This is a genomic window from Nostoc sp. (assembly GCF_036916735.1).
GTDB lineage: Bacteria > Cyanobacteriota > Cyanobacteriia > Cyanobacteriales > Nostocaceae > Nostoc.
The window spans coordinates 110,547-136,825 of the sequence record NZ_JBALFV010000108.1 but is presented as its reverse complement, the minus strand read 5'-3'; the positions used below and the strand labels follow the sequence as shown (position 1 = coordinate 136,825).

At 41.2% G+C, this 26,279-nt stretch carries 25 protein-coding genes and 2 pseudogenes; 19 read left to right on the top strand and 8 right to left on the bottom strand.

Features of this window, described 5'->3' with window-relative positions; all coding sequences use genetic code 11:
• Positions 1-235: 235 nt before the first annotated feature.
• Positions 236-1,900, bottom strand: coding sequence for an MBL fold metallo-hydrolase (locus V7L20_RS26955; protein ID WP_334747010.1), 1,665 nt, complete (start codon positions 1,898-1,900; stop codon positions 236-238).
• Between the two features lie 660 nt (positions 1,901-2,560).
• Between V7L20_RS26955 and V7L20_RS26950 the strand changes: the two genes are divergently transcribed.
• From V7L20_RS26950 to V7L20_RS26935, 4 genes are all read left to right on the top strand, one after another.
• Entirely contained in the window at positions 2,561-3,118 is a 558-nt protein-coding gene (locus tag V7L20_RS26950; protein ID WP_334747009.1) for an RDD family protein, read from the top strand.
• Positions 3,119-3,161: 43 nt separating this feature from the next.
• The gene (gene rpmG / locus V7L20_RS26945) at positions 3,162-3,356 is read left to right on the top strand and encodes a 50S ribosomal protein L33 (protein WP_094333178.1); all 195 of its coding nucleotides are present in this window, start codon (positions 3,162-3,164) and stop codon (positions 3,354-3,356) included.
• A gap of 2 nt (positions 3,357-3,358) precedes the next feature.
• Positions 3,359-3,574: a 30S ribosomal protein S18 gene (rpsR, locus tag V7L20_RS26940; protein ID WP_012411240.1), complete on the top strand. Its 216-nt coding sequence runs from the start codon at positions 3,359-3,361 to the stop codon at positions 3,572-3,574.
• Between the two features lie 103 nt (positions 3,575-3,677).
• Positions 3,678-5,738, top strand: coding sequence for a ribonuclease catalytic domain-containing protein (locus V7L20_RS26935; protein WP_334747008.1), 2,061 nt, complete (start codon positions 3,678-3,680; stop codon positions 5,736-5,738).
• A 263-nt stretch (positions 5,739-6,001) separates the two neighbouring features.
• On the opposite strand, the gene V7L20_RS26930 is transcribed toward V7L20_RS26935, so the two are convergent.
• The gene (locus V7L20_RS26930) at positions 6,002-6,541 is read right to left on the bottom strand and encodes a GrpB family protein (RefSeq protein ID WP_334747007.1); all 540 of its coding nucleotides are present in this window, start codon (positions 6,539-6,541) and stop codon (positions 6,002-6,004) included.
• 113 nt (positions 6,542-6,654) lie between these two features.
• Between V7L20_RS26930 and rpmI the strand changes: the two genes are divergently transcribed.
• The 4 genes from rpmI to V7L20_RS26910 all read left to right on the top strand — a co-directional run bounded on the left by rpmI (position 6,655) and on the right by V7L20_RS26910 (position 8,719).
• Entirely contained in the window at positions 6,655-6,852 is a 198-nt protein-coding gene (gene rpmI / locus V7L20_RS26925; RefSeq protein WP_109007939.1) for a 50S ribosomal protein L35, read from the top strand.
• 19 nt (positions 6,853-6,871) lie between these two features.
• Positions 6,872-7,228: a 50S ribosomal protein L20 gene (gene rplT / locus V7L20_RS26920; RefSeq protein ID WP_229453438.1), complete on the top strand. Its 357-nt coding sequence runs from the start codon at positions 6,872-6,874 to the stop codon at positions 7,226-7,228.
• Between the two features lie 12 nt (positions 7,229-7,240).
• Entirely contained in the window at positions 7,241-8,056 is an 816-nt protein-coding gene (locus V7L20_RS26915) for a transporter substrate-binding domain-containing protein (RefSeq protein WP_334747006.1), read from the top strand.
• A gap of 138 nt (positions 8,057-8,194) precedes the next feature.
• The gene (locus V7L20_RS26910; RefSeq protein ID WP_334747005.1) at positions 8,195-8,719 is read left to right on the top strand and encodes a tetratricopeptide repeat protein; all 525 of its coding nucleotides are present in this window, start codon (positions 8,195-8,197) and stop codon (positions 8,717-8,719) included.
• A gap of 146 nt (positions 8,720-8,865) precedes the next feature.
• On the opposite strand, the gene V7L20_RS26905 is transcribed toward V7L20_RS26910, so the two are convergent.
• Positions 8,866-9,369: an NINE protein gene (locus V7L20_RS26905; RefSeq protein ID WP_334747004.1), complete on the bottom strand. Its 504-nt coding sequence runs from the start codon at positions 9,367-9,369 to the stop codon at positions 8,866-8,868.
• A gap of 192 nt (positions 9,370-9,561) precedes the next feature.
• Here V7L20_RS26905 and V7L20_RS26900 point away from each other — a divergent pair, with 192 nt between their 5' ends.
• From V7L20_RS26900 to V7L20_RS26875, 6 genes are all read left to right on the top strand, one after another.
• Positions 9,562-11,541, top strand: a complete 1,980-nt coding sequence (locus tag V7L20_RS26900) for a primary-amine oxidase (RefSeq protein WP_334747003.1) — start codon at positions 9,562-9,564, stop codon at positions 11,539-11,541.
• A 120-nt stretch (positions 11,542-11,661) separates the two neighbouring features.
• Positions 11,662-12,231 (top strand): peptidylprolyl isomerase, encoded by a 570-nt coding sequence (locus V7L20_RS26895; protein WP_334747002.1) that lies wholly within the window; start codon positions 11,662-11,664, stop codon positions 12,229-12,231.
• 473 nt (positions 12,232-12,704) lie between these two features.
• Positions 12,705-14,255 (top strand): ferredoxin:protochlorophyllide reductase (ATP-dependent) subunit B, encoded by a 1,551-nt coding sequence (gene bchB, locus V7L20_RS26890; RefSeq protein ID WP_334747001.1) that lies wholly within the window; start codon positions 12,705-12,707, stop codon positions 14,253-14,255.
• A 153-nt stretch (positions 14,256-14,408) separates the two neighbouring features.
• Entirely contained in the window at positions 14,409-14,783 is a 375-nt protein-coding gene (locus tag V7L20_RS26885) for a hypothetical protein (protein ID WP_334747000.1), read from the top strand.
• A gap of 15 nt (positions 14,784-14,798) precedes the next feature.
• A complete protein-coding gene (locus V7L20_RS26880) occupies positions 14,799-15,155 on the top strand; it encodes a hypothetical protein (protein ID WP_334746999.1) in 357 nt (118 codons plus the stop codon).
• 27 nt (positions 15,156-15,182) lie between these two features.
• On the top strand, positions 15,183-15,419 hold the full coding sequence (locus tag V7L20_RS26875; RefSeq protein WP_334746998.1) for a hypothetical protein: 237 nt from the start codon (positions 15,183-15,185) through the stop codon (positions 15,417-15,419).
• A gap of 172 nt (positions 15,420-15,591) precedes the next feature.
• Here the strand turns inward: V7L20_RS26875 and V7L20_RS26870 are convergent, their stop codons facing one another.
• Both V7L20_RS26870 and V7L20_RS26865 read right to left on the bottom strand, forming a co-directional pair.
• Positions 15,592-15,876 (bottom strand): hypothetical protein, encoded by a 285-nt coding sequence (locus V7L20_RS26870; RefSeq protein ID WP_334746997.1) that lies wholly within the window; start codon positions 15,874-15,876, stop codon positions 15,592-15,594.
• A gap of 87 nt (positions 15,877-15,963) precedes the next feature.
• Positions 15,964-16,788, bottom strand: coding sequence for a hypothetical protein (locus V7L20_RS26865; RefSeq protein WP_334746996.1), 825 nt, complete (start codon positions 16,786-16,788; stop codon positions 15,964-15,966).
• 125 nt (positions 16,789-16,913) lie between these two features.
• Between V7L20_RS26865 and V7L20_RS26860 the strand changes: the two genes are divergently transcribed.
• The 3 genes and pseudogenes from V7L20_RS26860 (at position 16,914) to V7L20_RS26850 (ending at position 21,054) form a co-directional block, all read left to right on the top strand.
• Positions 16,914-17,204 carry a type II toxin-antitoxin system Phd/YefM family antitoxin gene (locus tag V7L20_RS26860; RefSeq protein ID WP_334746995.1) on the top strand — a complete coding sequence of 97 codons (291 nt, stop codon included), beginning with the start codon at positions 16,914-16,916 and terminating at the stop codon, positions 17,202-17,204.
• A pseudogene (locus tag V7L20_RS26855) lies at positions 17,185-17,484 on the top strand (Txe/YoeB family addiction module toxin). The gene V7L20_RS26860 and the pseudogene V7L20_RS26855 overlap by 20 nt, the downstream one beginning before the upstream one ends.
• A gap of 342 nt (positions 17,485-17,826) precedes the next feature.
• Positions 17,827-21,054: a plasmid replication protein, CyRepA1 family gene (locus V7L20_RS26850; protein WP_334746994.1), complete on the top strand. Its 3,228-nt coding sequence runs from the start codon at positions 17,827-17,829 to the stop codon at positions 21,052-21,054.
• 61 nt (positions 21,055-21,115) lie between these two features.
• Here the strand turns inward: V7L20_RS26850 and V7L20_RS26845 are convergent.
• Positions 21,116-21,421, bottom strand: a pseudogene (locus V7L20_RS26845) (DUF2470 domain-containing protein).
• Positions 21,422-21,664: 243 nt separating this feature from the next.
• Here V7L20_RS26845 and V7L20_RS26840 point away from each other — a divergent pair.
• Positions 21,665-22,420, top strand: a complete 756-nt coding sequence (locus tag V7L20_RS26840) for a metallophosphoesterase family protein (RefSeq protein WP_334746993.1) — start codon at positions 21,665-21,667, stop codon at positions 22,418-22,420.
• A 173-nt stretch (positions 22,421-22,593) separates the two neighbouring features.
• On the opposite strand, the gene V7L20_RS26835 is transcribed toward V7L20_RS26840, so the two are convergent.
• Positions 22,594-23,454, bottom strand: a complete 861-nt coding sequence (locus V7L20_RS26835) for a M48 family metallopeptidase (RefSeq protein WP_334746992.1) — start codon at positions 23,452-23,454, stop codon at positions 22,594-22,596.
• 551 nt (positions 23,455-24,005) lie between these two features.
• On the opposite strand from V7L20_RS26835, the gene V7L20_RS26830 reads away from it, so the two are divergent.
• Positions 24,006-24,539 carry a DUF4330 domain-containing protein gene (locus V7L20_RS26830; protein ID WP_334746991.1) on the top strand — a complete coding sequence of 178 codons (534 nt, stop codon included), beginning with the start codon at positions 24,006-24,008 and terminating at the stop codon, positions 24,537-24,539.
• A 158-nt stretch (positions 24,540-24,697) separates the two neighbouring features.
• Here the strand turns inward: V7L20_RS26830 and V7L20_RS26825 are convergent, their stop codons facing one another.
• The gene (locus tag V7L20_RS26825) at positions 24,698-25,690 is read right to left on the bottom strand and encodes a metal ABC transporter solute-binding protein, Zn/Mn family (protein WP_334746990.1); all 993 of its coding nucleotides are present in this window, start codon (positions 25,688-25,690) and stop codon (positions 24,698-24,700) included.
• Positions 25,691-26,279 lie beyond the last annotated feature (589 nt).

Below are 26,279 nucleotides of genomic sequence, written 5' to 3'. Positions count from 1 at the left end.
TAGCGCTAGTGATAGCGCAGCGTAAAGCCTTCGGCATGGCTTCGCTTAGAGCGAGGAACGAGCGTCGGGACGAGCCTCACCCGTAAGGGTCATTAGTCATTAGTGAGCCAGCGCGGTCTTGGGGGTTTCCCCCAGGAGCGACTGGCGTTAGCGTAGCGCTAGCGGGGACGAGCCTCACCTGTAAGAGTCATTAGTCATTAAGAAAAAATGGCTTTGGGCATGGGATTGATGACTATTAACTATCATTTAAACCTTCAAAAGCAGGACAGTAACCTTCTAGAGTCACCTTAAAGTTATACAACGGAGAAGCTGGATTCCAACATCGCTGCCCCCTTTGGTGTCGGCAAGTACCGCAACAGTCTATATCTGTCCATGTATAGCGATCGCTATTTTGGTTGAGCAATTCTCGTTGAGACAATCCCTTTAATACTAGTTCTTCGCCTTGCCAACGAGCTTCGATTAAACCAGTATCAGCAAATTGCCGCCAACGCGGATCGGTAGTAATCACATCGGCTAGGGTGATTGTGATTACTGTTCCCATCTCTGTCAGTTCGCCTTCGTAATTAGTTTCTGGTGCTGCGGGTTGTAAAAATGTATCACCGATAGGCAATTCTACTAAAGTCTCAGCCGCCGGAGAATGGACATGGTAGCGGTTTTGCAACTCCTCTAAGCTAGTCAGGTCTGCCAAGTAGGCAGGAGAACCGTGAATAAAAATGACGTGCTGGGGTCGCAAATTATGAATTAGCTGTGTAGTACCAGGGCCATCACTATGTTGAGCCAAGAGATAAGTTTCAACAGTGGTAGGTGCTAAATATTCTTTATTAACTTTTATATCAATCTTTTCTGGTAGTAGGATTAGCCAAGGCCCAGTGTCTAGTTGGCAGTGCTTACTCAAATCATCTGTAGAATCGGTAAGCACAATACAAGGTGACTTACCCACAGTGGGACGATGTTCTGCTTGTAAACGACGCACGCGGGGACGTACTCGTTCATCCCAAAATAAGGGTTGATGGCGAGCGAAATTCTGTACAGATGGGGGAAGATAGGGTAGCAGTTCTAGGTAGGCATCACACCCAGTAGCGACAGCACCATCTACCCAGATATCTAAATCTCGTCCAGTGAAGTGGTGATGAGAGCGTAAAAGCATTAATAATTCTTGACCCAATCCTAAAGCAGGAGTAGGAAGAATCACAGAACAATGGTCAGCGATCGCGCGATTAATTCGTTCTGCTAGTTGATTTTCTTGGTTGCGGCGGTGAGGATGACGGGATGTGCCGTAACTGCCTTCAATGATTAGTACATCCAAGTCTAACCCTCGCAGTTCCTCTAAACGCAAACCTTCTACTAACCGAGAGTTCGACAGGAAAAAATCTCCTGTATACAGTAGTTTGTAACTACGCTGTTTGGTGGTATAGGTAAGGAGAATTGCCACAGCCCCCGGTAGATGCCCTGCGGGAAATAATTCTGCCACTAAACCATCTTGGAATTCTACAGGCGATCGCAACGGCAAGGCGTGACAAAATTCGGAAATTTCCTCAGGATCTTGGTCTAGCCAATTCAACGGCAGTAACTTGCTGGTTACTTCGCTACCATAAATAGGTAACTTTGGAAAAGCTTTATGCAGTGCTAGTAAGCCTCTGGCGTGGTCTGGGTGGGCGTGACTAATCAAAACCAAATCTGCTGGTGAGGGCGAACCAACTCCACGTACCGACTTAGTAAGCCCCTTCGCCAGCGATGAAATATCCTCCAAACCACAATCTAACAGGATACGGTGTGGCCCCATCTTCACCAATAAACACACACCCTCATCGTAATGCTGGACACTATAGGGCAAACATTCTAATTCACTACCCCCTTCCGCACCATCTACGCGAGAGGATGCCGACAGATTATCCCTCATGCTCTCCTCCCCTCAAACCTCATCATCATGGACATATCCCAAAAGCCAAAAATTACACAAATTTTGGTTTTGTGACTTAGGGGTAAGTTTTATCGTGCGCCCCTACACCCTGAGAATAGAGATTTTTGATTGGGGAGGACGCCTCTACCGAACCCGCAATGGTTCATAAAGGTGGACTAACCAGAAGCCATCAAATTAGAAGCTAAAAGATACCTTTTGTTCATTTTCCCTTTGCAAGTTCTGAAGCTCTTAACCAACTCACCCTGCGTGAAGTCGCCTAAGCGTCTACAGATTTATCTCAATGTGCAGAGCCATTACCGTGATAGTTATCTGAATCATAGAATCCATTTTTCGTGCCAAAAAATAAGCACGAAAGCGTAAAGATAACTGTCAATCCAGCTAGAATCAGCTTTACATCCATTTTTTTGCTGCCCCTTACTTAAAGACTTTCCTATATTAATTTAGTGCTTCCGCAATCAAACGTAATCACTAGAAAATCTTTACTATGCTTATGTGGATTGGGCAATAGGTAAATTTACCGCAATCAGTCAGATTGTAGAACCTTTCGGTTCACCTGTCTATTGATCTAGATGTAATCACCTTAATATTAAAAACAGGAGCAATTATTTCCCCATCCCTCAATAAAAATACCTGTGTTGTATGACTATCGAACGACTTCCCCAAAAACACTATCCCAAGGCTAAAATTGGGCGGCGAGGTATGGCATTGGGGCTTGATTTCCTTGGTGTCTGGTTAGTCAGTTCGCTACTGGGAGGCGGCGATATCGGGATTCAATTTGTACAAATCCTGGTTTTTGTGATACTTTGGCTGATTTTGCGAGTGCTGGTGGTGTACAACAATCAAGGGCAAAGTTTAGGGCGTTGGGCTTTCGATTTAAAAGTGTTAGAAGTTGAGGATGGGGAAGTAGTGAGCAGAGTTCCAGATTTGCTTTCACTGGTGAAGCGAGAAGCGATTATCGGCTTGGGTGCGCTTTTAGTGTCAATTGCCCTGAGCAATATTAGAGCCAATCCCACTGCTATACTGCTAGTACTTCCCCTAGCAATTGATTGTGGAACTGCCTTCTCTGATGCCCAGATGCGGCAGGCTTTACACGATCGCTACTGCGGAACTTTCATAGTTTCGTCGCGTCGTGGCTACTCGCTCGATATAAAAGTCAAAAATTTAGTTGATAATATGCGGCGAAATGTGAGACGATAGTCATTTGTGTTAATTCTCTTCATGCTTCACTGTTTGTAAGATTATGGCTAAGAGTAAAGGTGCCCGCATTATTGTGACACTAGAGTGTACCGAGTGTCGGACAAATTCAGATAAGCGTTCTGCTGGTGTTTCACGTTATACCAGCACCAAGAATCGTCGCAACACCACTAATCGGCTAGAACTGAAAAAGTTCTGTACCCACTGCAACAAACATACCGTTCACAAGGAAATTAAGTAAAGATGAGTTATTTCCGTCGTCGCCTTTCTCCAATCAAGCCAGGAGAACCAATCGATTATAAAGATGTTGATTTATTGCGTAAGTTTGTCACCGAGCGGGGTAAAATACTGCCACGTCGAATTACTGGGCTTACATCTCAGCAACAGCGAGAGTTGACATTAGCAATTAAACGTTCGCGGATTGTGGCTTTGTTGCCATTTATCAATGCGGAAGGCTAAAACGAGTGATGAGTTAGCAGTTATGAGTTATGAGTTATCAATTAACTCCTCACTCCTCACTCCTAACTATTTAAACTGTTCACCAAATTAAAGTGCGAGAGTTGTGGAGAAGGGGACGCTAGTTGAATTTAGGGTTCAAGGCGATCGCCGTCTGGGCATCGTAGAACGTCCAGACGGTAAAACCCGTTGGTTTGTGGTAGATGAACGTGGTCAATCCCACAGCCTCGCGCCTAGACAAATAACTTATACAGTTACTGGACAAACGTACAAGCCCTCAGAGATTGCCAATTTTCTGGAGCAGGTCAAGCCTTATTTAGATCCATCTAGCTTAGAAGTGGCTTGGGAACTACTGGTTGAAGATGGGGAAACAGTCACCCCAGATCAAATGGCAAATTTGCTATTTTCTGAATCAATTGCCCCTCCTTGTTACGCCGCCCATTACCTGTTATCAGACGACAAACTTTATTTCAAGCAAAAAGGAGACGCTTACGAACCGCGAACTGCTGCTCAGGTGGCAGAACGCAAACACCAGATGGAAGTAGAGGCACTAAAAGCGAAGGGACAGCAGGAATTTTTAACCCGTGTAGAGCAGGCGCTTAAAGGTGAAGCAGTAGAGTGGGGACGTCACGATCGCCAGCGCTTAGAAGGACTCGAAAAATACGCCGCGTTGCTTGCTGACACCGTGCGGACAGGGGTCAATTATGATTCCTTGGCTCGCGCTTATCCGCCAAGCGCTCCAGTATTAGAAACTATGACCATGCTGGGACGGCCCACAACACCCCAAGGAGCCTTTCAACTGTTGGTGGATTTGGGTTGCTGGAGTCCTTATGAAAACTTGTTCCTGCGTCGTTCTTCAATTCCGATCCAATTTCCTAATAAGGTATTAGAAGTGGCGCAACAGCGTTTGGATTTCCCGCCGATTGACTCAGATACAAACCGCCTTGATCTGACTCACCTGAAGGTCTACACCATTGATGATGAAACTACCACAGAGATCGATGATGGTCTGAGTTGGGAAGTACTACCCGATGGTCAAGAACGCCTGTGGGTACATATCGCCGATCCAACTCGATGGTTAGTACCCGAAGATGAATTAGATTTGGAAGCCAGAAAGCGAGGTAGCACAGTCTATTTACCTACGGGGATGATTCCTATGTTCCCAGAAGTATTGGCGACTGGGCCAATGAGTCTGATCCAGGGACGGGTTTGTTGCGCCCTCAGTTTTGGGATTATTTTAGATACAACTGGGGCAGTAGAAGATTACAGCATTCATCCCAGCTTAATTAAGCCGACTTATCGTCTCACCTACGAAGATGTAGATGAAATGCTGCAATTACGGGTACAGGCAGAACCGGAAATTGCTGCGATCGCAACTTGGGCACAGAAGCGCAAAGCTTGGCGTTACGCTCAAGGGGCAATTAGCATCACCATGCCGGAAGCGATGATCAAAGTCAAAGGTGACGAAATTAATATTGACATTTTGGACGATTCCCCGTCGCGGCAAGTAGTGGCAGAAATGATGATTGTTGCCGGTGAAGTTGCGGCTCGTTATGGTAAAGCTCATAACATACCTTTGCCCTTTCGCGGTCAGCCGCAACCAGAATTACCCCCAGAAGAGGAATTGCTGCTACTTCCCGCCGGATTTGTTCGCGCTTGCGCTATGCGTCGTTGTATGCCTAAGAGCGAAATGAGCATTACGCCTCTGCGCCATGCTGGTTTGGGTTTGGATACTTACACCCAAGCAACCTCTCCCATCCGTCGTTACAGTGATTTGCTTACCCACTTCCAACTTAAAGCCCATTTGCGGGGTGAAGTTCTGCCATTTTCCGCAGATCAACTTAAAGAAGTGATGATGACTGTTACCAGCATTACCCAAGAGGTGACAATGGTGGAACGGCAAACTAATAGATATTATGCGCTAGAGTATTTACGCCGTCATCCAGAGGAAACTTGGGATGTAACAGTGTTGATGTGGCTGCGAGAAGACAGCAACTTGGCCCTAATTTTGTTAGAAGATTTGGGCTTGCAGTTACCAATGGTTTTCAAACGTTCTGTGAAGTTAGGTGAACAGATATTGGTGAAAGTTAGCCACGCCGATCCGCAAAAAGATATGATTCAGTTTCAAGAAATAATTTATCAAGAAGCCCAAACAGCAGCGAATTAACTAATTTGTCATTTGTTATTTGTAATACTTGCCAGAGGCTAGTATTATCAATTACGAATTATTTTAATCTTGCTCTAACCCCTGTCGGTTAACATCCGTGAAAAGTTAAAGTAAAGTGCATTTTATCAATGAATGCAAATACTCAAAATGTTTAAAATAAAAATGATAATCGTGATTCTCTTCCAGTTTTAAAGCTTTTTGTAGTTTCTCTATTTGCTGGGAAGTTAAATGATTTTTTGCTGGCATTATTGCACTTATTTAACTCAATAAGGAATTTTCCCGATCTTTTCGCACTGTGCTTTTGCCATCACAGCCCGGATATAGTCATTTTTACCATTGGTATAGGCTTCACGATCGCTCCGAAAACTTTCCGCCAAATCGCGTTTTAGAACTTCGTAACGTTTAGCCTCTTCAAGATGCCTTCTCAGATAGTCGCAAAATAGCTTGTGTTCCTGCCAAAATTTGCTGTTAACCTCGACTATGTGAACATGATGAGTCCGTTGCTTTCCGTATGGTGGCATTCCTTTAACAAAAAACATCCGTCCAGGATCTGGGTTTTCACGCCAATAAACGTATCCCAAAGATTCTAATCTCAAAACAGCAGATTTTGCATCTATTAAGGAACGCACTCCTACCATAATGTCAATAACTGGTTTGGCTGCCATTCCTGGTACTGCCGTACTCCCAATATGTTCAATTTCCACAACCAAGTCATTGCCTAGTACCTGCCAAATCCGCTCGGCTTCTTGTGCAAACAAAGTCTGCCACCGTGGGTCATATTCGACTATATTTACTTCATCCATCGGTGAAATTAATTTTGTCTATAACAGTGGTAGCTGGTTAAATAGTTCACTTAATTACCATTCAAGCAATTTTATTAGTATAATAATGGATCGTGTCGAATTAAAGCTAGACCATGCCTAAACTAAAGACTCGTAAAGCAGCAGCAAAGCGATTCCGTGCCACCGGCACCGGCAAAATCGTCCGTCGTAAAGCTTTCAAAAGCCACCTTTTAGAGCACAAATCTTCTGACAAAAAGCGTAGTATGCGCCAGAGTGCGCTTGTACATGAACGCGATGAACTGAATGTGCGCTTGATGCTCCCATATTTGTAAGTATTTTAGGAAATAAGTTATGACTCGGGTAAAACGCGGTAACGTAGCTCGGAAACGCCGCAATAAAATTCTCAAACTAGCTAAAGGTTTTCGCGGTTCCCACTCAACTCTGTTTAGAACTGCCAACCAACAAGTGATGAAGGCACTACGAAGTGCCTACCGCGATCGCAAAAAGAAAAAGCGCGATTTTCGCCGCCTCTGGATCACCCGGATCAACGCTGCTGCAAGGCAACACGGCTTGAGTTACAGCCAGTTGATTGGTAACTTGAAAAAAGCTGATATCCAACTCAATCGCAAGATGTTGGCGCAATTAGCAGTCCTCGATCCAGCTAGCTTTGGTAAAGTTGCTGAACTCGCAAATCAAGCTAAAGGATAAAGGTGGCAAGGGATGTATAACAGATGTAACACATGGAAAGTAATTACTCGGTTACATCTGGTATTATCCGCCACTATTTTTTGGATATCTTGCTTTTCCATATTGGGGACAGGATTACCTGCGTCTGCTGCCGAAATGCCAGAAATTCAGCAGCGAGGCTATTTAACTGTTGCCGTTAAAGATAACTTGCGTCCTTTGGGATTTAGAGATGCCAAAGGTAATTTGCAAGGCTTAGAAATTGACTTAGCACAGCGATTGGCACTTGACTTGGTTGGAAAAGCTGAGGCTGTCAAATTGAAACCTGTAGCGAATCGCGATCGCTTGTCTGTAGTCTTAGACAAGAAAGTTGATTTTGCGATCGCTAGGGTAACAGCAACTGAATCTCGCAGCCGCATAGTTAGTTTAAGTGTTCCTTACTATTTGGATAGCACTGTATTAGTTACAAAAGATGCCTTTGTGCAGAAGTTTAGTGATTTTGCAAAACAAAAAATTGCCGTACTCAACAACTCTAGCACCATTGCCCAAGTGCGGTACTATGTGCCAAACGCCGAGTTGGTAGGAGTGAATTCATATCAAGAAGCACGAGATAAAATAGAAAGTAATGCCGCCTTTGCCTTTGCCGCAGATGCTAGCGTTCTAAGCGGTTGGGTGCAACAATATCCTCAATATCGGCTACTGCCAACCAAGCTATCAACTGAACCCTTGTCTGTAGTTATGCCCAAGGGATTGCAGTACGATGAGTTAAGACGAAATGTGAATCAAGCGATCGCTCGTTACTTAGCAGAAGGTTGGCTCCAGCAACGTGTTCAATATTGGGGTTTACCATAAGTTTGTCATCGGTTATTTGTCATAAGTCACTTGTACTGAGCGTAGCCGAAGTATTAGTGAATAACAAAGGACAAAAGACAAAGGACAATAAGCTGATAATAGATACAGAAACAACTTTTAATATTTGTATTTGCAGCAATGGATAACAGTCTAGCCGTTGTTTATCTCTCTGTTTTGGTCGGTATACTCACAATTGCAGCCGTGGGTGTTTTTCGCCAGATTTTCAAAACTCGTAAGATTGAAGGCTCCTTTGCAAGATTGCGGAAGAAGTTAGAGAAAGAAAAAGGTACGACTCAAGAATATTATGAGTTAGCCAGTATTTATTCAGAAAAAAAAATGTATTCCCAAGCGATTGTGCTGTTTCAAAAAGCTATCAAAGCTGCTCAAGAAGAGGGAGAAGAAAATATTGCCCCTATTTACAACGGGCTAGGTTATATTTATTTTACCCAAGAGCAATATGACCTAGCAATTCGTCAGTATAAAGAAGCCCTAAAAGCTAAACCAGACTACGTAACAGGGTTGAATAATCTTGGTCACGCTTACGAGAAAAAAAAGTTAACTACTCAGGCTTTACAAAGTTACGAAGAAGCACTAAAATTGGCTCCAAATAACTCTATTGCTAAACGTCGTGCTGAATCTTTACGTCGGTTGGTTTCTGCTTAATTGCTAACGGATCAGAATTGATCTCAGTTATAAACAAAGGATTATAGTCTTGATTTAGCGTAGGGCAATTCATGAATTGCCCCCGCATTTCGTACTTGATGCCTAAGTCCTAAATATGAAAATATATAAATATTTACTCTTAAACCTTACACATCAAAGTGATAACGGATAGCTCCAGTATTTGGATCATTGTTGACCTCAGCGTACCCTATCTTCGTTGCTTCTTGAAGCAACTCTTTGAGATGCTCTGATTCTAGCTCAGTATACATAGCCGCTTGAGCAATGGAAAGTTGCCCATTATGTTCCTTTGCAGCTTTGAGCAGTTTCTGCATTGGACTACCTGTAGATATTGGTGGCTGTATGGCTTGTAACTGTTGAAGTTGGGGAATCTCACCAATGTTCAACGTAATTGATTGATTGACACTAGGGGTTCCATTACCATGTAACCCACGCAGATAGATATTTCGCTTGTCAACCATACCAGGAATGAGAGCCAAATCGATTAGTTGACCAATCCCAAAAAAACCAATTGTGAAGAAATATATCAAACCACTACCAATCTGTCCGGTGTAGAATCTTTGCCCACCACAGATACCAAAGAAGCACAAACACCAAAGAATGTATGCGATGCCTGAATTTGCTTGCTGCATGACAATGTACTCCAATTTACCATGAATACCTGTATACAGTATTCCCAGGTTTAAATGTAAAGCTAACAATTGATTAAACTGATGAATTTGATAATTACAAATACTGTTAGCAAATTAATTTCTTAATCTATCGGTTTCTGAGCTATTGCTTAGAAATAAATAACTATACGTTTGTTGAAAGAATATAAAGGAATGATTAAGCAGCTACATTTTTTTTGGATAGCTATTACTATCACTATTGTCATTTCTATCTCACTGGGATTAATGGGAAAATTGACGGCTCAACAAGCTTCGATTTCCCATCCTCTGACTTCGCTAACCGAGGCAGAAATTAGCACAGCAGTTTCAGCGATTAAAAGAGAAAAAACTTTGAGTGAAATGGCAGCTTTTCCCCTGATTGCTTTACAAGAACCAGATAAAAAAGAAGTCCTGAATTTCACACCTGGTAAACCTTTTGGGCGAAAAGCTTTTTTGGTAATCTATGAGCGATCGCTAAATAAAACCTATGAGGGAATTGTTGATCTAACAAGCAAAACCTTAAGTTCTTGGCAAGAAATACCGTCTGTCCAACCTGCGATCGTCAATCCAGAATATGAACTCGCAACTCAGGTAGTTAAAGCTGATCCCCAATGGCAAAAAGCGATGCAAAGGCGAGGAATTAGCGATTTTGAGCAAGTCACAATTAGTTGTTGGGCACCAGGAATTTTAAGTAAACAGGAAGAAGCAACAGATAATCGTCTGTGTCGAGCCTTATCTTACTATAAGGGCAAAGGCTGGAACTATTACGGTAGTCCCATTGAAGGAGTATTAGCAACAGTCAATTTAAACACGGGTAAAATTGCCAGTTTTGTTGACAGAGGAAAAGTACCTTTCTCTAAAGAAAACTGGAACTACGATTTAAAGTCCTTAGGCAAATTACTTTCAGCGCCTAAAGCATTAAAGATTCTGCAACCAAATGGTGCAAGTTTTCGAATTAATAATAATGAAATTAGCTGGCAAGGTTGGAAGTTTCGGTATTTAATGCATCCTCGTAATGGATTAATGCTGTACCAAGTAACATATGGCGACGGGGAAAATGTCAGACCAGTTTTATATCGCGCTAGTTTATCAGAAATGGTAGTTCCTTATGGCGATCCAGATCCCACTTGGTCGTTTAGGAATGCATTTGATGTTGGAGAATATAACCTTGGTTTGCTAGCAAATACGATGGAGTTAAGTAAAGAAATTCCTGAAAACGGTCTTTTGCTGGATGCTGTATTTGCTAATGAGCAGGGAGAACCTTATAAGATACCAGGAGTTATCGGTATCTATGAACGCGATAACGGAATGCTGTGGAAGCACTATGAGTATAATACTCAGCGTAATGATGTCCGTCGCAATCAAGAATTAGTGATGACGATGACTGCGGCCGTTGACAACTATGATTACAGCATTAATTGGATTTTTCACCAAGATGGGACTTTGGAAGTCCAAAATGAATTAACGGGTATCGTACTGGCGCAGGGAACGGCTGCCCAAAAGCAATCTGAGGATGATTCCTATGGTCGGCTAATTGCTAAGAATATCTTCGGAGTAAATCACCAGCACTTTTTCAACTATCGCCTAGATTTCGATGTCGATGGTCAGGCTAATTCTGTGATGGAAATGAATTTGAAAGCTTTGCCGATGGATGAGAAAAATCCTTTAGGAAATGCGATCGCAATTACAGAAACCACACTAGCAAACGAAACATCTGCTGTGCGCGATTTGGATATGAAAAGCAGTCGGGAATGGATGATTGTTAGTGCAAATAAGAAAAATACGTTAGGGGCTGCACCTGGATATATGCTGATGCCTGGTGGAAACTCCATATTTTTCCCTGTGGAAGGCTCAAACATCCGTCAAAAGGCAGAATTTGCGACTCACCATGTTTGGGTAACAAAATATAAACCTACTGAATTCTATGCTGGGGGAGATTATCCCAACCAGACTCAACCCGGACAGGGTTTACCAAAATATATTGCAGACGATGAATCCTTGACGGGTGAAGATATCGTGCTGTGGTACACAATGGGCGTAACTCATATTCCGCGATCGGAAGATTGGCCTGTGATGCCTGTTCACCGAGTTGGCTTTAAGCTAGTACCTAGAGGATTCTTTAGCCGTAATCCAGCAATTAATTTACCAGAGTAAAATATTCTTTTTCTCAAGTTTCCTTAGTTCAGTCTTTTCGCAATCCGTAAACCTGTAACTTGAATGCTGATAAGCTTATCGTAGGTCAAATAATGGCAGTTTTCATTCATAGGATACCTCATGAATTTTCCAGAAATTAATATTCCCGGTGAAGGCACACTGCACGCTCGTTTAACTACTTCCTTGGGTGAAATTATAGTTCTTTTGGAGGAAGACAAAACCCCTAACACCGTCAAAAATTTTGTAGGTTTAGCAACTGGAACAATCGACTGGAAAGACCCTAAGACAGGTCAATCTCAGAAAGGGACTCCTGCTTACGATGGAGTTCGCTTTCACCGAGTCATCCCTGATTTTATGATTCAGTGTGGCGATCCCCTGGCTCGTTATCCAGATATGGCTAACCGTTGGGGTACTGGTGGCCCAGGATATCAATTTGAAGATGAGTTTCATCCTGAATTGAAACATTCTAGTGCGGGTATCCTCTCAATGGCAAATGCAGGACGCGGTACTAATGGTTCTCAATGGTTCATTACAGAAGGGCCAACGCCTCATCTTGACCGCAAACACAGTGTTTTTGGTAAAGTTGTCAAAGGTATGGATATAGTCAACCGCATCGCCAACGTTCCTACAACTAGAGATCGTCCGAATCAAGACGTAGTGTTAGAAAAAGTAGAAATTTTTCGGCAGTAACTAACACCTCTCTAGGTTAATTTCTACTTTCTCGAATGAACAAATTGCACTAGTGTTATTCCCCGATTTTTTCCTTGTTTAAGGAGAATTAGGGAGGATATTGATACAACCTGATTTTTTACAAACATCCTCTCAGAGGATGTTTGTAATTTTGGAGAAGTTGTACATAAATTTTTTAAATTTCTCGGTGATGGTTAATACACCGCCCCAAATTAAAAACAAATTTGCCGAAAAATTAAGATTTATTTTAAAAAAACAACAGTAAGGTTGTTAAATTCAGAAGCTAGATTCCAATCAGGGAGAAGGTTTGAGCGATGCCTACGCCTAGACACCACATAAAACCCTTACAAGTCTTCACTTCATCAGGTATACAACTTTTGAGACAATCAGAAACGATTTAATAATAATCAAGCACTTATAGTCCACTTTTATCGGACTCCGTGTTATTTCTGTTGAAAAGGGAGAACACAAACATGAAATTGGCTTACTGGATGTATGCAGGCCCAGCCCATATCGGTACTCTGCGAATCGCTAGCTCTTTTAAAAATGTCCATGCGATCATGCACGCCCCACTTGGCGATGACTACTTTAACGTCATGCGCTCCATGCTATCGCGGGAAAGGGATTTCACTCCTGTGACAACCAGTGTCGTTGACCGCAACGTTTTGGCACGCGGTTCCCAAGAGAAGGTGGTTGATAACATCACCCGCAAGGATGCCGAAGAACACCCAGATTTGATTGTGTTAACTCCCACCTGCACCTCCAGCATTTTGCAAGAAGACCTGCACAACTTTGTTGAACGGGCGCAGCTGGAAGCGAAAGGAGATGTAATGCTGGCGGATGTGAACCACTACCGCTACAACGAACTGCAAGCCGCCGATCGCACTCTCGATCAAATTGTCCAATACTACATTGAAAAAGCCCGGAGGCGGGGCGAATTGGCTGAGGGCAAAACGGAAAAGCCCTCGGTTAACATTATCGGTACTACCACCCTCGGTTTCCACAATAATCACGACTGCACCGAACTAAAACGGTTGATGGCTGACTTGGGAATTGAAGTCAATACTTTAATTCCCGAAGGTGCTTCGGTGAATGACTTGAAGAAGATGCCCAAAGCTTGGTTTAACCTAGTGCCTTATCGTGAACTTGGTTTGACCACAGCCCGTTACCTGGAAGAACAATTCGGCACACCTTATATAGATATTACTCCAATGGGTGTAGTGGAAACTGCCCGTTGTATTCGCAAGATTCAGCAGGTAATTAACGCTCATAGTTCGACTTCGCTCACTATCAAAGGTGCAGAAGTTGACTATGAAGACTTCATCAATGAGCAAACCTTGCATGTCTCTCAGGCTGCTTGGTTCTCCCGCTCGATTGACTGTCAAAACTTGACTGGCAAAAAAGCTGTAGTCTTTGGTGATAATACCCACGCTGCCGCTATTACCAAGATTCTGGCGCGAGAAATGGGGATTCATGTTGTTTGGGCTGGAACCTACTGCAAATATGATGCAGACTGGTTCCGCGAACAGGTTAGCGAGTATTGCGATGAAGTGCTAATTTCTGAAGATCATGGTGCAATTGGGGATGCGATCGCTCGTGTCGAACCCTCTGCTATTTTCGGCACCCAAATGGAACGCCACGTTGGTAAGCGCTTAGATATTCCCTGCGGCGTAATTGCTGCACCAATCCACGTCCAAAACTTCCCCATTGGTTACAAACCATTTATGGGTTACGAAGGCACGAATCAGATTACCGATTTGATCTACAATTCCTTCACTTTGGGAATGGAAGATCACCTATTAGAAATCTTCGGTGGTCATGATACCAAAGAAGTAATTAGTAGAGGAATTTCTGCTGAATCTGATTTGAATTGGACAAAAGATGGTCAAGCAGAATTGAATAAGATTCCTGGTTTTGTGCGTGGGAAGGTAAAGCGAAATACTGAAAAGTTTGCTCGTGAGCGTGGGTTTAAGGAGATTACAACTGAGGTATTATACGCTGCCAAGGAGTCAGTTGGAGCGTAGATTTTGAGGTTGATTGAGAAGATTAAGGGGTAAGGATTTGTTGAGGATCTTTACCCCTCAATTTTATTTACTAAAAGGCTTGACAAGCAATTTTAGTCTGAGATAATATTAAATTTATTATATAAATTATTATTTAAAATAATCCAATTAAATATGAATCAAGACACAGCGGCATTACTTGCGGCGCTCCTTGATGCTGGCATTAAACACAGTCCTGAGAAAATTGTGCGGATTGCCAAGCAAACTGATGGCAAAATCATATTTTTAGAAGAGGGAAATGCTGAAGCAGGACTTCAACACATATTGGAAGAACATTCTTTAGAGTTTGCAGATCAGGGAATCGAGCCAAACCAGATACCAGATGCAATTATTACCGCAGTAACCCAAGGTAAAATAATTGGTTATCAAGGAAGAAAAAAAACTCGTACTATTTATGAAGTTAATTTTAATGGCAAAACCCAATACATCTGCGTGACTGTAGGCGATAATGGATATATAGTGGGTGCTAATCCCAAAACTTCCTCATAATTCGGTGAAGTGACTATGGCAGAAAAAATCAAACTCATGGCTGATTATGGATGCTACCCGCTATGGTGGGCTAGTTCCGATAAAGCTGGAGATATTGATCCTCTTATAATGCCATTAAGTCAAGAAACTATTAGCCGTTTGGAAAAATGGGCAGAAGTTTATGATGCAAAGTTGAACTGGGAAGATCCTAATTCTTCAGGTTTTCCCAGTTTAGAGGCTAAAAGGGCTTTTGAAGCAGAAGGAATTAACTTGTGGAAGCGACTGCAAAAAGAACTTGCACCCAACTATGAAGTTTTCTATTTTAGTGAAACATTACGTAAAGTTATAACTGATACTAATGAATTAGACTCTTTGCGTACTATCTATGCTTAATTGATAGTCCATGATAAAAATTAAGCAATGACAACAGTTAGTTTATTTCAGTGGGTACAACTGAAGCAGAATGTTCCTAACAGCCCTATAAAAGCCGGCAATAGTGGGGTTGTATTGGATCATCTATGCCCTACTAAAACTCAGCAAGAGCCAGGATATATTTTAGAAATCTTTATAGACGGTGAACCTCTAGATGTTGTTTCTGTGCATATTTCCTGGGTCAACCCTCTACCTGAAACCTGGAGAAGTATTGAACTAATATAAATCTAGTGCAGCACCAAGAAATTTAATTGCGATCGCGGTTTCAAAGAAATCAACACTGAGGTGTTGTACGCCACCAAGGAAGCTGTTGGATCTGAGTTTCAGAGCTTAACAATATCAGCAGTCAGCCTTGGAAGTTGACTGCTGATATTGTTATGTGAGTAGAGCTAGCAAACTACTTAGTCTTTTTGTTTAGTGTTTTGATTAGTTCAGTAATCAACTTCAATTGGATTTGGGAAAAGTAACTCATTGAAATAATGACGGCTACTGCAATTCCTCCATACATCAATATGGGGATTGAAACTACAGGTGGGAGTAGTGTTGGAGGATCGGAAGAGACAAGCATCCCCTGCTGTTTTTCTACCTTCTCCACTGTCTTTTGAGCGTAAACATCGTATTCCGATTTTTGGGAAAAGGAGGGTGAATACTGTAAAAAACCAATTCCGTTGTTTTTATTCATAGGTTAAAAACCCACTAAATTTATACTTTTCAGACTAAAGCCTGTTCCTAGTGGGTCTATCAACTGTGTCAAAGATATGAAGAATTGTTAAGCAGAATAAGAACCACCCTTGCTAGCAGAGACTTTAGTACCTTTTTTCCAAGCATAAGAGTAGCTTTTTTCCCAAGTAGCTGATTCTCTCTTACGAATTGAAGTAGCTATATGGTTCTGAAATTCGTAAAATGCTGTCATAAACGTATCAAAATTTTCTTTAATCCGTCTATTTGACTTTGACTCTATCCGACAAAAAGTAATAAAAAGAAAGTACCAACGTCTTTCTTTAACAAAATGCCTCTTTTCTAATAATTTATATTTTTTAACTTCTATTGAATTACGTTGCTCCTCAAGAACTAACTTTGTCGTTCCATTTTTATTTTCTACTAGATGAGATTTTTTGCCTGAGTTAATCATTTCCTTGATTTTTGGAAGTGATTTTTCATAATAATTTTGTAGACAAGGTAAAAACTCATCTTCTGCTTCTTCTTCCAAAAATGCGAAGAACATTTCCAAAGGAAATTGGAAAGGATACTTAAAAGGTAAGTTTGCTTTTAGACATTTTTCTTGAAATAGCGGTTCAACAAACTGTACCAATTTCCATAAACCTATCAGATAGTTCATCCATCGTCGGTAGTGTTCACAAATATGAGGGTCAATTTGCTTATTATCAGCAATAACGTCAAATGGATTATATCGGATAAAATGACTTTCTTTCCAAATTACTGATAGTAATCCATAGTTAAGCCTTAACCTCAACCACTCGATTCGTTGCTCGTCTGTTTTTGCTTGAGATAGTAGTCTATCGGAGGGTAGTTGGGCTAAATAGTCGGCAATCAACTGATATTTATATTTTTTTGTGACCGTAGGTTCTTTCATAGTTGTATCCTAGCTTCTTAGAAGTTTGAGGCACTTATCAATACTGATTTTAGCTAATATACAATTGTCCAATCAATCAAGCTATTATGTTCTGTAAAGCCTACAGCATTAAGAAATCTCCCACCATGTCCAACCAGACAAATTTGACTGATGCTCGTAACAATCTAGCCGAACTCTGCGCTCAAGTGGTAGCAGATAGAAAAGTGATAATTATTAACCGACAAGAAGGCGAAAGCGTCGCCCTAATTGCTGTTGATGAACTAGATAGTTTATTAGAAACATCTCATTTACTTTGTTCACCTAAAAATGCAGTTCGTTTGTTAACTGCTTTGGAAAGAGCAAAAGCTAGAACTTTAAAATCTCAAAGTATTAACGAATTACGTCAGGAGTTGGGTATTGACAAAGAAGAAAGATGAAACCCAACCCTAAGAAAATAAAGTTCGAGATGCTGTATTTCATCCAGAATTTCGAGAAGACCTCGCTTATTGGGTAGAGACAAACCGCAAAACTGCGCTTCGCGCTTTTAACTTGGTTGAAGCGATTATGCGAGATCCTTTTAGAGGTATTGGGAAACCTGAACCATTGAAATACTTAGATTCAGATGCTTGATCGCGGCGACTTACTCAAGAACACCGAATTGTTTATCTAGTAAGTGATGACCGAATTGATTTTCTTCAAGCTCGATATCACTACTGAAATAGCACATAGCTACAAGCCAGTGTGGGTCTACGATTCTTGACAAAGCTTGTCTTGCAAGATGTTATCCTATAGTGATGCTTACTGCAACCCCTGGTGCGCTCGCATTCCTTAACAGAAAAATTTACTGATAAATAAAAATTAATAGCGAACAAATATCACAATACAAAATTATTACTTTGGGGATCTAATAGGCAGAATAACTTACTAAAGCCTTAACCGATGTGTATCTTACAACGAAGTAAAAAAATAATCACAAAAGCTTCGCAATCTCTCTTAGAGCAAAAAAGCAGATGCATGTTAATGTTTTAATTTCATTGTCTTCCCTTCGAGCGTTTTCCTATGCATCTGCACTATTTACATCCCCAACACCTTGCAGAATTAGTCAATAATAGTGGTATAGATTTACACTTAGTGCAACTCAATTTTAGGTCACTCCAAGGCGTAACAGCTTTTGAGTACCTGTTGATTTCTGAGCTACTCCCTCGCACCAATACAGGAATGGTGAAAGCTGGATGGTTGCAGCGTTATGCTCATATCACTGAAGGTGGTTGGTGGTGTTCAGGGCTAGACCCTTTAAATAATTGGCAAATGATGGAATGGGGATGCTTTAAGCCAAACCAACCGCGACAGAATCACAATGGTAAGTCCATCAAATACGAGCATCCCCCCAGCACGCCAACGCGGGTGTTTTGCTTGCGGGTAGCGCTGCAAGTATGGCAGCAAGTTGCTGCACGTTACAATCTGGTCGTGCCTGACAATATCACCATTACTGCTGATGGTGAAGCTGAAGGCTTTTGGCAATGGGTGATGCAACAGAACATTCCCCTCATTCTCTGCGAGGGTGTGAAGAAAGCAGCCACACTGTTGACACAAGGATATGCAGCTATTGCCATTCCTGGAATTACCAGTGGTTACCGGGTTGTTAAAGATGAATTTGGCAAAGTTACCCGTCGTCAGCTAATTCCTGATTTAGTAGCATTTGCAATTACAAAGCGTAGCTTTTATATTTGCTTTGATTTTGAAACTCAACCTAAAACAATTGCTGCTGTAAATAATGCTATTTCTCAACTTGGTTGTTTATTTCAGCAAGAAAAATGCACTGTTAAAATTATCGAACTTCCTGGAATAGAAAAAGGAGTTGATGAGTTTATCGTTGCAAAAGGTGCAAGTAGTTTTGATAAAGTTTATCGTCAAAGTGTTAATTTAGAAATTTATCTTGCTCAAACCAAACCCCACACTGAGTTAACTATTCCTGCTGCACTCACCTTCAATTGCCCTTATATAAGTGAAATACCTTTTCCCACTTCTGGATTAGTAGGAGTCAAATCAGCAAAAGGAACAGGTAAAACTACAGCACTGCAAGCCGTTGTTCAGCAAGCAAAAATTAGAAATCAACCCGTTTTATTAATCACTCACAGAATCTTACTAGGAAGATTTTTATGTGAAAAAATTGGTATTAAATGGGGAATAGTAAGTGGTCAATGGGGAGATAGGGAGATGACGGAGATGAGGGAGAATAACCAATGCCCAATACTTCGGCTACGCTCAGTACAAGTGCCCAATACTTCGGCTCCTTTCGACTTCGCTCAAGGCAAGTCGCTCAGTACAAGTGCCCCATGCCCAATGCCCAAATCTTTTGGATTGTGCGTTGATTCTATTTGGAAACTTAACCCGGAAAATTGGCAAGGAGCAATAGTAATTCTGGATGAAGTAGAGCAGTCTTTGTGGCATCTATTAAACAGTAATACTTGTAAACACAAGCGTGTAAAAATATTAAAATTATTCCAGCAACTAATTTCCACGGTTTTAACAACTGGGGGGTTAGTAATTGCCCAAGATGCTGATTTATCAAATGTGTCACTTGAATATTTACAAGGATTGGCAGGAATTAAATTAACACCTTGGGTAGTTCTTAATCAGTGGAAACCTCAGCATGGTTGGGAGGTAACTTTTTATGATTCCCCCAACCCAACGCCGCTAATTCACCAACTAGAATTAGATTTATTTGCTGGACGTAAATGTTATGTTACTACCGATAGTCGCGCTGGGCGTTACAGTTGTGAAACAATCGAACGTTATGTTAAAGAACGCTTACAAAAATTACGACGACAATTTCCCAAAACCTTAGTAGTTAGTAGCCACACTATAAACACACCTGGCCACGAAGCGGTTGATTTTATCGCAACTATCAATGAAAAAATCTCTGAATATGACAGTGTTTTTGTTACCCCTAGCCTTGGTACGGGAATTAGTATTGATGTCCAACACTTTGACCGAGTTTATGGGATTTTTCAAGGGGTAATTCCTGACTCGGAAGCAAGACAAGCATTAGCGAGAGTGCGGGATGATGTACCGCGTGTTGTTTGGTGCGCTAAACGAGGTATTGGCTTAATTGGTAGTGGTAGTACAAATTATCGCTTGCTATCTGATTGGTATCAGGAAAATCAAAAAGAAAATTTAGCTTTGCTTAGTCCACTACATAAAATAGATGTGGATTTACCTTTAGTTCATGACCCGATTCATTTGCGAACTTGGGCTAAGTTATCTGCACGGGTAAATGCTTCTATCCGCCTTTACCGTCAATCAATGCAAGATGGTTTGATTGCTGATGGGCATCAAATTCAGATGCGGAGTAATGCTGTTCACAATAATATTATTCGAGATTTACGCCTTGCATTTTTGGCAACTGATGCTGATGATTTAGCTACACGCAGAAGATTAATTTTGGAAATTGTCAAAGTTCAAAAAGATTGGACGCAAAGCCGTCAAAAAGCTAAAGATATTAAACGCAAAATTAAAGAGATTAAGCAACAAAATCAACTATCGGTAGCAACTGCTGTAGCTAATGCTAAAGATATCAATTATTTAGAATATGAGCAGCTATTAGTAAAGCATTCCTTGACTGATAAAGAACGTAACCAAATCAATAAATATGTTCTTAGGCAAAGGTATGGTGTAGAAGTTACTCCTTGGCTAAAATTGCAGGATGACCAAGGATATTATCGTCAATTGTTAATTCACTATTATCTAACTCACGAAAGCGAGTATTTTCACGTCAGAGATCAGCAAGAATGGCATCAGCAATTGTCTTGGGGTGAAGGGAAAGTTTTTCTCCCAGATTTAAAAACTTACACGCTCAAAGTTGAAGCGATGAGAGCTTTAGGAATGCTTCAGTTTCTCGAAGCAGAAAGAGAATTTACTGAGAGTAATCCAGATTTGATATTGCTGAAAAATATTGTTTTTCAGCATAGTAAGCATATTAAAAGAGCGCTTGGGATTAACTTAGGTGGACAGAAAGAGCAGGTTTCGACAATAAAAATACTCAGCCGACTGTTAAATTTGTTGGGCTTGAAACTAAAGTGGGTAAATGAAGTTTATCAAATTGACCTAGAAACGCTTTATGATGGCAGAGAGAGAATATTTGCAGTTTGGCATCAACGGGATAAGTTGATGTTGGCTCATGTTAAGAGTGTTGGCTATGAGTTGCCTGATTATTCTTCAGACTGGAAGCTTGAAATTATCCAAACCAAGGCTTATGCCACAGTAGCCAATATCTTTAACAGCTAAGATAAAGCGAAACGGCATGTCTAAAGACAGCCAAGCATTAGTCATACAATTACCCCAATTTCTACTTTGCCTTCACCCACGCCTGCTTCACCATCGCGATTAAAGTTTGATGGGCATCTTCCGCATCTGCTAAAACATGATTAAACTGAATGCGAACTGGTACAGCCTCCCCATTCACTTGCGCTGTCAAATCCATGCCTTGTGCATCAATTGACAGCATTTGTGCTGCGATGTCTGCGACGGGCTACGCCTACGCATCTGTTAAACCACCAAATGCTTTAGCATAAAGAACTATGGCATCAGCATGATCATCATTCATGTGCTTGCAGATGCGCGAATTAATATCAGCAGAAAAATTCTTAGACATTGTTGAAATAGAAGCAACAGCTTAAATTTTAAGCTAAGAACGTGAATGAAATTTGCCGATTTTCTTTCTTAAGCACTCAAGATTCTGCATTCTACCCCATTGCCATCATAAATTAATTTTATTTATGGGGGGGAATAATTAAATTAAAATAAAACTTATTCAGTATTTCTACCTTCTACTACGGAAACCAGACAGCTTAAACTGTAGCAGAAGTATTAGCCAAACTATTGAAGCTAAGAGAAAATGAGCGAAACTAGCCCCAGACGAATTGTAATTGGGGATGTGCATGGCCACTATGAAGGTTTGATGACATTGCTGGAGGCGATCGCCCCCACCTCAGACGATCAAATCTATTTTCTGGGAGACTTAATTGATCGTGGGCCTCATAGCTCACAAGTAGTTAATTTTGTCAAGCGACATAACTACCCATGTTTGCTGGGAAATCATGAGCAGATGTTATTAAACATTCTGACCAATGACAAAACTTCCTCCCCGACGATGCAAGCATGGCTCTACAGTGGCGGGCGAGCTACCGTAGCCAGTTACCATGAGGCTTCAATTCCTGATGACCATCTGGATTGGTTCAAGAGTTTGCCTACATATCTCGACTTGGGGGATATTTGGTTAACTCATGCTGGTGTTGACCCTTGCAAGTCGGTGACAGAACAAACTGCCGATCAACTATGCTGGATACGAGAAGAATTTCACAGCATTGAAAAACCCTACTTTCCAGATAAGCTAATTATCATCGGTCACACCATTACCTTTACTCTGCCGGGTGTTTCTCCTGGCAAACTGGCACAAGGAGAGGGATGGCTAGACATAGATACTGGCGCTTATCATCCCCGGAGTGGCTGGTTGACTGGATTAGATGTCACGAATAACTTGGTTTATCAAGTTAATATTTTTAAAGACTATCTCCGTACCTTGCCCTTAGAAGATATAACGATCAGAGTTAATCCAGCTAAAATCAAAGTCGCTCGCCGCAACCATAATTGAGCAATATTTCGAGATGAGCGTGAGTAGGGAAATAGGGAGGATGAAGGGTATTAGGGAGACAAGCTAAACTTGGGGGATAAACAATACCCAATACTTCGACTTACCTCGACTTCGCTCGGCACAAGTCGCGGTTCCTGAGCGTAGTCGAAGGGCAGTACAAGTGCCCAATGCCCTCAAGACCTTAATAATGGTCGAATATTAGCTTTATAACTAGCCTTCTCCAAGCCATCATTTCCTTTACTTGGTTGAGAGTTAATTGCCTGTCTGAGGGCATCAATGCGATCGCTCGTTCCGGGATGCGTACTTAAAAATGTCGGAGCAGAACCACTCTTATTTAGCAGCTTTTGCATAAAAGAAACCATTGCAGACTGAGCATAACCAGTCCGTGTCAAAGTTCGTAGTCCTCTTTGATCAGCCTCAAATTCATTTTTACGACTGCGTGGCAAGTCTCGCGCTAACTGTACGCCAATTTGCACCGCCGTATTCCGGTCTAAGCCAGCAGCTGTTAGGAGACCACTTTCGAGTGCTTTTTGCTGCATCTGTTTAACTACGTGTTTGCCGCCAATGTGGCCAATTTCATGGCCGAGTACACTTGCTAGTTGCGCTTCATTGTCTGCGGTTTTCAGCAAACCTGTGTGGACATATACATAGCCGCCCAAGGTAGCAAAAGCATTAATACTATCATCTTGAACTACTTGGAAAGTATAAGGGAGATCGGGGCGATCACTATTAGCTGCTAAACGCCGACCAACTTGTTGCACATAGCGATTAACTTCTGGATTGCGATAAAGCCGCACTTGACTGCTTACTAATTCTTGATTAATCTGCTTACCCAAATCAACTTCCTGGCGAGGGGATATATTAGAAAGCTGAAATGCCTGAACTCCTTGGAGTAAAAGAGGCAAGAAGTCTAAAGTTCTTCCAGGTAGGGGTGTACTCAAGCACAGACTCAAGGCAACTATCACTGAAATTATAGGATAAAACCAGCGACGCCGCCATACACGGTAATTTGCAACAAAATTCCAGTTGAACATAATACGCTCTGAAGATTATTTTGGGAGAACATAAAATAATAGGACAAATTATGAGACGGATTTAGAGTATTCTAAGTTGCATTCTTAAATCAAGACCAAAGGAGTTGTTATACAACTAATGTTTAAGCAAACTTACTGAATTACGGGGGTCAGAGATTCCCTCTATAGATAGGCTTAAACACTAGATATTAATTTTTTAGTGTGTCAATCTTAACAAGCAAAAGTTTAAGGGTTAGCTGCCACCCTTGCGAACTTACGAACTCGTGATAAACTGTCGCATAACTGCAATGCCCAGCGCTTTGAGTTATTACCAAATAGGGAAAATTACTATTCCCATTAAATCAGCGAACAGTCAACAGTTGTTAGTTATCACGGTAACTCTTCAGGGATTTGACACTTCGGCTACGCTCAGTGACCACCCCGACTTAAACACACCACTGGTTAGAAGTGAGGGACTCTGACTTTTAATTGACTTACAATTATTAACTGATAACTGTTGAAAACCTTCTTGCTACAATCAATTACTTCGCTATTACCTCGGAAAACTTTCTATGGCTATTTTAGATTCAAAAGGTCGCTTATTCGGCAAAATCAACCTCTTAGATTTAGGTGCTGCACTAGTAATTCTGCTAGTTATATTTGGCATCTTTATCTTTCCTGGCACTTCTGGTTCTGTTGCCCAAGTCGGTGCGAAAACAGTACCCATAGAAGTAGACTTAGTAGTTCGTGGTTTGAATGTCCGTGACCCTGAACAATTATTCAATAACGGATTAAAAAAAGGCGGGAAAACTAATGTGATTATCCGCAATCAACCCCACGGTGAGATTGAGATTAAATCCATTCAGCAGCTACCTAGAACAGTTAATGTTTCCCAACCTGATGGTACTGTTAAAGAATTACCAGACCCAAAAACCAACAATTTTAGTACAGATTTGCTTATGACTTTAGATGGCAAAGCTCAACTGACTGATAATGGTCCCGTTCTCGGTAACAGTAAAGTTAAAATTGGTATGCCATTTGAGTTAGAAGGCTTTAACTACAACTTCAATGCAACTGTTATTGATATTAGATTAAAAGATAAATAGCATTCGCATTTTAGTATTAAAAAAATAGACTGATAAACCGAATTTTCTGTTAGCTAAAAAAGTCGGTTTATCAGATTAATTAGAGCAAGCTCTCGAAGAGCAAGGAGGCGGCTGGGGGGTGGGGTTTAGTACCTACTCAGTTCAGAACTGCTATATAACTACTGAGCAGTTTTCGCTTCAAACATTAAATATGTCCCTCCTAACCCTTCTACAATTGTGCGCGTATTGGCAATCATCATTTTCTGATAAGTATCCGCCTCGCTTCCAGGTTCACCAAGTCCCTCAGCATACAACTTCCTGTCAGAAATTTTTACCTCAGCTTGTCTAGCTACAGATTGAAGCACATTAGAGTTAATTGCCGTCTCAGTAAAAATTGTTGATACTTTAGCCTGCTTAATATTTGTAACCAAGTTTTTCACTCTTGCATTTGTCAGATTTTCGCTAGTACTAATACCTTGTAATAGCCCTGCTAATGGAATACCGTATGCTTTGGCGTAATAACTTAGTGCATCAGAGGTTGTAACTAACTTGCGTTCTTTGGGAGGAATACTGGCAATTCTTGACTTAATCCAGCTATCTAGTTGAGTGAGTTCATTTGTGATTCTTTTGGTATTGCTGGTATAAGCCTCCGCTTCGGTAGATTCTAATTTTCCCAGGTTACTATTAATTACCTGCACCATTCTAATAGTATTCTTGGTATTGTGCCAAAGATAAGGATTAGTTACATTCTTGTCCCCTTTCTGAAATTTTTGTGGCTTAGACACCGCAACCTGACCAACGGCTATTTTCAGTGCAGTGTTTTTAGTCACTTTAATTAATTTGATCAGATTTGGTTCTAAATTATAGCCACTATAAAGAATAAGATTAGCTTCCTTAATGGCTCTTTGATCTTCCGGCTTTGGTTTATAAAATTGGGGGTTGGCACTAGAATCAATTAAGCAGGTAAGGTTAACTGTATTTCCGGCAACTTGTCTGGTTAAGTCACATAATACACTTGTTGTTGCAACGACTCTGGGAAGATTCTCATTTACCTGAGTAGTGGTCTGAGTGAATGCAGTTCTTGCAGTTTGATTTTCACACCCAACAAATCCAATTGTCAAGGCAACAAGAATAGCTCGGAATAAATTAGTTGATGGTAATTTTTTTGACATTCTAAACTCCTACTGGATGTATAGAAAAAATAATCATTATCAGTAACGGATTAGTAAAACACCAAAGGGAAGCCTTGAACAAGGAAGAGGTTAAAGGCAATACGCTTGGGTTAAAGCTTGGTCTTCCCCGTTTTTAAAAAGGAGGGAATTAGAGCAAGCCTTTTTAAGGGGAGAGAAACTAATAAACTTTCTCCTTTCCCCAACGCACATCCAGCAATTTTTGCTTGATGAACCCCAAATTAGGTTTTTGTAGGCAAAATGTTAGTTAAGTTCAGGCGACAGACTGGAAAACTGGTAGGGTAAAAGCACAATAATAAAGGTGATGCTGGGGAGCCTCCGGTAAAGAGTGTAGTGTAGTTCTCTCACCATCTGTTGAAGGGGCTATACCATTGTGCTTACATTCTGCAAAAGTCGCAAATGATCTAGGATTATCAGCTTAAGGAGTGGAACGTAGTAATGCTGGGGCTTATAGAGCATACGGGTTGATTTCGCAAACCGAGTCGTGAATCTAAAGCAATTGTAGCTGTGGTTTTATGAACTGTGGGCATCTGGTGGTTACAAAATTGGCAATTTAGTAATTTTTTAGCGT